This window comes from Novipirellula sp. (assembly GCF_041583735.1).
In the GTDB taxonomy this organism is placed as follows: Bacteria; Planctomycetota; Planctomycetia; order Pirellulales; family Pirellulaceae; genus Novipirellula.
Window position 1 is genome coordinate 1 of the sequence record NZ_JBFHFD010000364.1, and the last position, 8,660, is coordinate 8,660.

Annotated in this window: 8 protein-coding genes; 2 read left to right on the top strand and 6 right to left on the bottom strand. The window is 54.7% G+C overall.

Translation table 11 applies throughout. The annotated features are described in order from the left end of the window. Nucleotides 1-317: 317 nt before the first annotated feature. Together ABX962_RS22605 and ABX962_RS22610 are read left to right on the top strand one after the other, a co-directional pair. A complete protein-coding gene (locus tag ABX962_RS22605) occupies nucleotides 318-2,387 on the top strand; it encodes an AAA family ATPase (RefSeq protein ID WP_372722543.1) in 2,070 nt (689 codons plus the stop codon). Between the two features lie 3 nt (nucleotides 2,388-2,390). Continuing rightward, nucleotides 2,391-3,869 (top strand): hypothetical protein, encoded by a 1,479-nt coding sequence (locus ABX962_RS22610; RefSeq protein ID WP_372722545.1) that lies wholly within the window; start codon nucleotides 2,391-2,393, stop codon nucleotides 3,867-3,869. Nucleotides 3,870-3,901: 32 nt separating this feature from the next. Here ABX962_RS22610 and ABX962_RS22615 read toward each other — a convergent pair whose 3' ends face one another. From ABX962_RS22615 to ABX962_RS22640, 6 genes are all read right to left on the bottom strand, one after another. Continuing rightward, nucleotides 3,902-5,230 carry a DUF1559 domain-containing protein gene (locus ABX962_RS22615; protein ID WP_372722547.1) on the bottom strand — a complete coding sequence of 443 codons (1,329 nt, stop codon included), beginning with the start codon at nucleotides 5,228-5,230 and terminating at the stop codon, nucleotides 3,902-3,904. Next, entirely contained in the window at nucleotides 5,227-6,213 is a 987-nt protein-coding gene (locus ABX962_RS22620) for a DUF1559 domain-containing protein (protein WP_372722549.1), read from the bottom strand. The genes ABX962_RS22615 and ABX962_RS22620 overlap by 4 nt, the downstream gene beginning before the upstream one ends. Beyond that, complete coding sequence (locus tag ABX962_RS22625) at nucleotides 6,197-6,562, bottom strand: hypothetical protein (RefSeq protein WP_372722551.1); 366 nt, start codon at nucleotides 6,560-6,562, stop codon at nucleotides 6,197-6,199. The genes ABX962_RS22620 and ABX962_RS22625 overlap by 17 nt, the downstream gene beginning before the upstream one ends. Then, nucleotides 6,559-7,113, bottom strand: a complete 555-nt coding sequence (locus ABX962_RS22630) for a type II secretion system protein (RefSeq protein WP_372722553.1) — start codon at nucleotides 7,111-7,113, stop codon at nucleotides 6,559-6,561. The genes ABX962_RS22625 and ABX962_RS22630 overlap by 4 nt, the downstream gene beginning before the upstream one ends. After that, on the bottom strand, nucleotides 7,100-7,495 hold the full coding sequence (locus ABX962_RS22635) for a hypothetical protein (protein WP_372722555.1): 396 nt from the start codon (nucleotides 7,493-7,495) through the stop codon (nucleotides 7,100-7,102). The genes ABX962_RS22630 and ABX962_RS22635 overlap by 14 nt, the downstream gene beginning before the upstream one ends. Continuing rightward, nucleotides 7,482-8,660, bottom strand: a 1,179-nt coding sequence (locus tag ABX962_RS22640) for a type II secretion system F family protein (protein ID WP_372722557.1), incomplete at its 5' end; no start/stop codon positions are given. The genes ABX962_RS22640 and ABX962_RS22635, both read right to left, overlap by 14 nt.

Here is an 8,660-nt window from a genome sequence, read left to right on the forward strand (position 1 = left end):
AGCGATGAAGAGGCCGCCACGATTTGTCGCAACATCGCCAAAGCGTTCGAGAAAGAGCTGACCTATCCTGGCGAAATCAAGGTCACCGTGCTGCGTGAATCACGATTCACCGAAACCGCCAAATAGTGGCCCCCCGTGTGTTGATCGATCCGCGATCATGTGGGATAGGCTTCCAGCCTGTCATAAGCACTCTCGACAGGCTAGAAGCCTATCCCACATTACGCAGTGCCCCGGCGCGGTTGAGATTCGGTAGACTTTGATGCACCGCAACGTGGTGTCTCGAAACCAACTCTCTTTTCTTTCGGAGCGTTCTCGCCTTGGCCGCAAACGAATGGGCATGGTTGCCTACCCCTCGCAAAGACATCTTGCCGACGATCCAGGCCGCACTGCGTAAACGGTTCGTGTTCTGTGACGTGATCGCGGACCTGTTGTCGGCGGCCTGCTATGAACCATGCAACGTGCTGCTCTGGGGGCCTGGGGGGCACGGCAAATCGGAAATGGCGGTCACCGCGCTTCGCGCACTCGGGCTGCGTGACGAAGAGATCTTTATCCAATCGTTTGGCGAAGGGATGAGCGAGGACCGGTTGTGGGGCGGCCCCGACATGGCATCGCTTGACACCTGTGTCCGTTATGACACAACACGCTCGTTTTTGGCGCCGCAATACAAAGTCGTCATCTTCGAAGAACTGTTTGACGCTCCGGCACAAGCCCTGTTGCCGCTGAAGGACGTCTTGACCCGTCGCGCATTCATGAACGGCACCGAGCGTGTCGAGATGTCAGCCAAGGTCGTGATCGCGTGCACCAACAAAGACCCACGCGAGTTTGCCGAAGGTAGCGATGCGGTGCAAGCGCTGATGGAACGCTTTCTGTTGCAAAAAGAAGTCCGCTGGCCCGGCTACGAAGCCAAACATTACCGCGAATTGTTTGCCAAGGTGCGACGTGGTTCGAGCATGGGTGGCAAGCAATTACAAACGATGCTGTCCAAAGTGATCGCGGGACTCAACGAAGAGAAAACGTTCATCATGTCGCCTCGGATGGCGATCCAATCACTCGAAGTCGTTAGCAACGCAGCCAAGATCCACGGCGACATGACGATCACCCCCGAAGCATTTCAGAGCATTCGATTTGTCCAGGGAATGCAATCCTATACGGCAGATCTGGAGCGGCGGATTGAGCGGCAATTGCCTGACGAAAAAATTAGCATCCGCCTGACCGACGCCGACTTTTCCCACAACGATGCGGGTCCGCTGAAAACCCCGCGAACCGAAATCCCTGCACTTATTGCCGACAGTTTGTCGTCACGCTTTATCCACTGTGACGAGATCGTTCAAGTGTTGACGCATGCGTTTTTCCAGCCTTGCAATGTGCTGCTGTGGGGCCCCGGCGGTCATGGCAAATCCGACATGGTGATGACGGCGCTGAAGAAATTGGGGTACCTCGAAAACGAGATCTTCTTGCAGTCGTTTGGCGAGGGGATGACCGAAGACCGTTTGTGGGGCGGCCCCAACATCGCCAAGCTGGACGAGTGCCTCGAATACGACACCGATCGTTCGTTCCTGCCGTTCGAAGTCGTCATCTTGGAAGAGATTCTTGACGCGTCGTCTCAAGCACTGCTGCCGCTGACAGATGTGCTGACACGGCGCGTTTTCATGAACGGCAACAAGTCAGTTCCGATGCGGTCTCAGGCGATTGTAGCATGCACGAACAAAGACCCTCGTCAATTTGCCAAGGACAGCGATGCGGTCAAGGCATTGTTGGAACGATTTCCGCTGCAACTCGAAGTCCGCTGGCCTTCCTATGACCAAGCGGACTACGAGGCCTTGTTCAGCAAAACCAATCCCGATGCCGGGCCGGACCGACGCAAACTTAACCGCATCTATGCGCATGTGATCGCAAACTTGAACGACGATCGAGAAAGTGGTTTTCAAATTTCGCCTCGAATCGCCCTGGGTGGTCTGCGTTTGGCAGCCAACAGCGTCGGACGTCATCAGCGAAAAAAGATGATCGTCGATGACATTCTGACGATCCGCAACGTGCAAGGAATGGAGTCCTACAAGAAGGACGTTGAATCGCTGATCCGCTCGGCGTTACGCGAAGGCGGCGTGGAGGTGCTGCTCAGCGACATCGACGAACGTGCCCGACAACTGCGTGGCAAAATGCAAGACATCAATCTCAAATTCGCCTCCGCCAAAGATCTCGATGACGAAGCTCGCGGCGACGTTAATGACGAAGCGATCGCGGATATGGTCGATTTAATGAGCACCATGGACGCACTGAAACATGAATTGTTCAGCATCGATGTCTCGGACCCGATGCTGATCAAATGGAAGAAACGCTCCGAAGAAGCGGTCGACGAGGTCGCTGCGGAAATCGAGGCGGGGAGATAGTCGATGAGCCAAGTTCATGTCGCTCGCAAGTTTCGAGACTTCATTCGTTTCCACACGCACATCACCTATCCCGAATCGAGTGAACGACGTCAACAAATCAATACCGCCGAGGTGGTCAAGAAACTTGATGCAATCGGAATGGGGCACGTTCATGTGCCGATTATTTGGGACGGAGTGCACTTGGTCGACGAAGGACGCCTAGCCGGTGCAAATGAAATTGAGCGACGCGTTCGGCTGACCTATCGCATGCGGATGTGGAAGTTGACGACGTGGATCGATGAAGTATTCAGTTGGTCGGCGCGGGATGTGGATTTGTATCTGCAACTTGCTCAAGCGCTACGTGAGGTCGATTTCGAGCATATCAAGGGACGTACCGACGTCGACCGGGCGATTGCGAACATTGCCATCATCGCAACCGCCAAACGTTCGATCGCCCAAGGCATTCCGCCTGACACGATCACATGGCAAATCAATTGGGCATTAAAACAGGTTGGCGGATTGGAGGCGGACGAGGTCGAATTGCTTGAATGTTTGCCGGACGAGAGCATGTTGAAATCCGCTGACAAAATCGACCACGAACAAATGTCACGTGACCGTGGTATTTCGTCGATCGCATTGGTCGAAAACATTGACACGCGTGGCAAGATCGCATCGTTGTTTGCCGATTGTTTTGGTGGCGTCCGGCGAGAAACCGAAAAGAAGGAAACGCACCCGCTGTCGGTTCGCCGGCTCGATGTCGCCTCGCGATTGCTGGCGGAACCTGGCATGGAAGCGCTGCTGCGAATCTCGCGGATTGCCAACGAATACGTAGCATTTCAACCGCGTTTTGAGAAAAAAATGACGCCGGCGGTCGATGGAGATCAAACGCGAATGCGGATGATGCAGTCCTATGATGAGCTGCCGAAATTGGCCCCGGCCGCCTGGGCATTAAAAGTGGCGGCCCCAAAATACTTTCGTTATCGCTTGGCAACAAAAAGCTTTATGGTGCGTGAGAAGATCAAACGCAGCGACAAGAAACAGTTTTTTTATGCTATGCTCGACCGATCCAAATCGATGCAGCAAGGCGAGCGGATTTACAAGTTACTCGCCATCTTGCTGAACCGTCTGCGAGCGGTGGGTCGACGCGAAGCGATCCTGGGGTACAGTTTTTTTGATTCCGTTGTTCATGAAGAGGTCATCGTCCGCGAAGTTGCCGAGGCCCGTGAAGAGATCCGGCGAATGCATTACGAGTTCTTTACCGGCGATGATACGGACATCAATTTGGCGCTGCGTGAAGGTATCAAACGCATCAAAAATTTGGTCGATGACCAAGAATCCGAGCAGCCTGAATTGATCATCGTGACCGATGGCGACCACGGCATTAACGTCCGTCCGGATGAATTAAAAGGCATCATGTTGCACGTGTTCGTGGTCGAAGAACGCAACGACGACCTGATCAAACTCGCCCATCACACCGGCGGCGTCGCACTGGACGGACTGTAGGCCGGAACACCTGGCGACTTTCGCGACGGGATTCAAGGACGCGGGGGCAACGGGTTCAGCTCGCTACTGGAACGTGTTCCGAGCGCGCCCCACAATCCGTACGGACTCTTGCTGCCAGCCGGATTGGGGCTTCCCGGATAAACCGAACTGCGACGGGTGTCTCCCGCGTCGATACTGTCGGTGATGAACCGCACGCTGCCGTCAGCAAAACAGACATGCACCCCACTTTGATGCCGACTGCTTGCCGTCAACACACCCCAACTGTCGTCATGATTTTGCTGTAGGGTGATCTCGCGATTGGGTGGCAGAATGGTATTGAAACCGGAATACAATGGCATCCCATCGGCCCAACGAAACCCTCGCCCTGCATCGCTGGCCAATCCAAGCTCACTGGAAACTTCTTCAACCGCCCAGAACCGCGGTCGCTGGGGATCGATCAGTTTCGCGTGATCGCGAGCCCAATTCGGATGATCACGCAGTTCCAATCCCGGCCCCGCGATCGGATTTGTCCGATTATCTCGGTCACCAAGATCGGTGGCCATTTCCCCCAGCAAGATCGTGTTGGACAATCCATCGGTGACATCATTCAGTCGCGTCACCACGCGTGGCACAAAGACGCCTCGCATCGCCGCGTCGGTCTGCTCGGCCAACGTTTCGTCGTAAACGAATACGCCGTTGACTTCTTTGAAGGGGCCCGAGTCTGCGGCCATCATGCCATCGCCAAAACAGGCGGCGTAGTTGGTCCGTCCAAACGAAGGCCGCCCCATCCCCGGGTCACTTGGACATCGATAAAGTGAAAATTCCCATTGCCAAGGTTCGTAAGTCTCGACGAACGGTTCCGGACCGCCTGCGACCCACGGTTGTGGCGACTCATCCGACGCCTGACCCTCGCCATCTTCCTCCTCGATCAACTCCTCGAAGTCCCAATCGGATGAATCCATGCCCATCGAGTAGTAAAAAGAATCATCAATATCGCGTGTCGTATGGATTTCATCCCAGGCGGCGTTGTGGCCCAGAAAGGGCAGTAGCCCCACAAAAATGCTGAGTCGACGATCATTATCTTTCCCCGCCACAACATTGCCGTCCGTCCCCGATAACTGGACCGGAAACTGTGCGAACGCTTCATGATACACCTGGACGCCCAAGCCAATTTGCATCAGGTTATTCGCGCAACTGGTTCGCCGTGCCTGCTCACGAGCTGCTTGCACCGCGGGCAGTAACATCCAAATCAACACGGTGATGATCAACAACACGCCGAACAACTCCACCGTCGTAAAACCGCCACGACGTGCATTGTCAAGACGATGTTTGCCGACGCACACCGTGGCGAGATTCAGCGGCAACCAGCTCGATGATGTCATTCGGAAACCTCGTTGGTTGTCTCGCTCGATTCCGAATCAGCATACGGCTCATCCGATTTCCACTCACTCGGAATCTCGCCATCGGCACGCGAACCGAGCTGTTTCAAAATCGTGGCGTCCATCGATGGATTGCAAAACCGATAGCTGCCGTTGCCCAGTAACACATTCGCTCCGTTGGGATGATCGCTGGCAATCCCGCCCACGTAGGTCGGCGAGACCTCTTGTTCAGGCCCCTGAGGACCGCGAATCCGAGCGAGCTCCGCGTTGATCGCATGTCCCGTGTTGCGAAGACTCGAACGTGTACCGCTGATCCAGCCCAAATCCTCTTCGAACCGAGAAAGCTTTTCACCGACAAACGCGGTGTAGGCCAAACCGTCGGTGATATCGGAATCCAACACTGGCACGTTCAAAAATAACACTCCGTCGTTGTCTTCGTCGATTGGCGTTTCGGTCGAAGCGTGAATCCCGGCATAGCAGCTCGTGTTTTCTCGCATTCCCGATTGCGACGGACATTGCAGCATCGGAAGCGACAAACTTCGCACCTCGGCATTCGCTGGTGCATAAACGCTCTTGCTGCGATCGATTGCTTCGTACACGCTCTGTGCGTCTAACATTGGCAGTAATCCGCCGACCCAATTGTGGTGATACCCGACTGGTTCGTTTTGGATCGGCCCGCTGGGATTGACCGTGCCCATCGGGTAGTGAACATTGCGAAGCGAATAAGACGACAAGGCAAGCGACAGCTGAGTCAAGTTTTGCTGACACGCCGTTCGCCGCGACAGTTCACGCATGTTTTGCATCGCAGGAAGTGCCAATCCCACCAACACGCCGATGATTGCGATCACGACCAACAACTCGACGAGGGTAAAACCACGTGCCAATCGCCGCAGAGAGGTAGCGAAAGTCGCGGCGACTTTCGGGCCAGTTGATGGAAACGATAATCCTCGAAACGCTTGACGTGTTCCGCTACTTGGTTGTGTCATTTTCGGACTCCGATACTGGCTGCTGTCTTGTAATTTGATCAACCACATGATCGCCCCGCATCCAGCGTGCGATGACGCGTTGATCTCCGTCGGACGTGACGACGATCCGTTCTTGATTTGCTTCATCGAGAGGCAGTTCGATGGTTTCTTTCTGTAACATGCTGACCGCATCGATTGCGGCGATCATCGTACGAACTCGAGTTCGCTGGACCTCTGATTTTCGCAGCGAAAACTCGCCGACCAACATCGTCCGAGTCGCCTCGACCACCACCATCAGCACGACGACGACCAGCAACAGGAATGCGGCGCCTCGGCGAGCTTGCTTCTTACGTTTTCTATTTTCACTCATTGTTCAGCCTTATCCGGATTGGGCGTCTCTGGAGCAGGCGTCTCTGGAGCTGGTGCCTCGAAAGCGGGCTGCCGATGAACCGCCTCGACCATGAACGGATGCGACGCCGATTCGGTATCGATGACGACCGTCACTTGGCTCTCGCGGATTCGCAGTGCGGCGTTTCGTTCTTTTCCGATCTCAAACGACTCGACACTTTTTACCTGACCCGATTCCAACCTCGTTCGCCTCAATGATCCTTGTTCGGCATTCCACTGGTACCGCACTTCGAAATCACTTCCAATCAATTGCAGCGGCCACGTTTCTTCGGTCGATGACGGCAATTCGTTGGCTTGATGCACATCCGTCCGCAATTGGGTAGCAAATCGCTGGATCGCATTCCGCTGTTGAACCGAGGCATTTCCTCGCCGGCCGATCTTGGTGACCGACGACATGATCGTAGCGGAGGAAATTCCGATCGCAAGCAACACTGAAAGCGTTCCAATGACTTCGATCAATGTGACGCCATAACGGGGGTCACGGGACGATTGGTTTATTTTACTTATCATCATCCAACCGCCAATCGTGAAGGGTGACATGCACGTCGGGTGAACAGGTCGCTTCGATACGAAGATGCGTTCCAGACCGCGATTGCGACTGAAAATCGTTGACCGTCACCTTAACGTCACATTTCGTTCGTTCGGCGATCGCCGCCGCGATTTCGTCAGCACTCGAATCCAATTCGTTCGCAGTGACGTTCCGCAAACGCTCGAGCGTGTTTTCGGCAGCAAGCGTCGCCACCAGTCGCTGGTCCGCTTGTTTGGACAGCACCGCACTGCTTTGCGCCAACTTCATCAATGCCACCACGGCTGTAGCGAGCAAGACGAAACAAATCGCCGCTTCCACAATTAGACTGCCGCGGCGTCGAGCATGGCGATGACTAGCTGAGCCCATTGATGATCTCCGACAACGATGCGAACAATCCAGCCGCGTATGCAAGAACGAGCAGTCCCAAAATCACAATCACAACGGGGAAAAAGATCCCCAGCAACCAACGGCTGTTGGCGTTGGCATTGCGTACGCTTTGATCGGCAATGGAACGCAATAATTCGCTCATCCGTTCAGGCGATGCGCCTTCAATCCATTTGGCTTCGGTTGCCGTCAACCATTTCGCTTGCTGCATCACCGCCGCGATTGAGTGACCAAATTCAAGTCGCACAAAGGCTTGGTGCATCTCATTACGCTGTGACGCCCAACGCGAGATCGAATGACCAATACGAATCGCCTGGTCCAGCGGCATGCCCGCGTCAATCGCGTCCGCGAAGCCATTGAGCACTTCGGCTTTTCGATTCGCCCGATGGGGCAGCATCGGAACCCACTGCGGCAACCGCAATCCAAAAATCCGTCCGCGACTGAGTGCAGGAACAATCATGCCACACAGGATCACTAAACCAACCAGTACCCAACCGGATGCAAAATTGGTTAGCAGAACCCTCGAACCTCGCGAGCTGAAACTAAATTCTTCCAGCATTTTCTCGAGGGTCGGTGTGATGAATAACGCTAAGAACGTCAAACAGAGATAGACCATCAATCCGACGGTGATCAGATAAATGAATTGACCGTACGCCGGAATTTCACCGGAATCAATATCCGACAGTTCGTCGCAGTGCTGGACCCAGCGGTCGTGTGAATCGCGTGTCGTTCGCTTCGCTTTGGAATCGGGTTTGCGAATGGTTCGCAAAGCAATTGCGGTGGAAAAGAACAGCGACACGCCGGATGCTTCGGCCGCGTGAACCGGATCCTCCCCCGCGCGCAGTCGGTACAGATATTGACGACATTGGTTTCGCAAAGGCCCCGATCGTGAAAACGCAGCCACCACGTTCTCTATATGACCATCATGCCGCTGGATCGAACAGATCATCTCATTGAACGTGCGAGTGGCGTGTTGCCAGCGACGCCGCCGAAAATCTTCAAAGCCCACGATCACTAACGTCGCGAATAAAACGCTAACCGGTGTCGGCAGGACCAATAACAGCAGGACAAAGAAGACGAAGTAGCCAAAAATCCGCAGCCCGGTGGCAAGGTAAGGGTTCATGTCAAGCCTCCGATCATGCTGGAC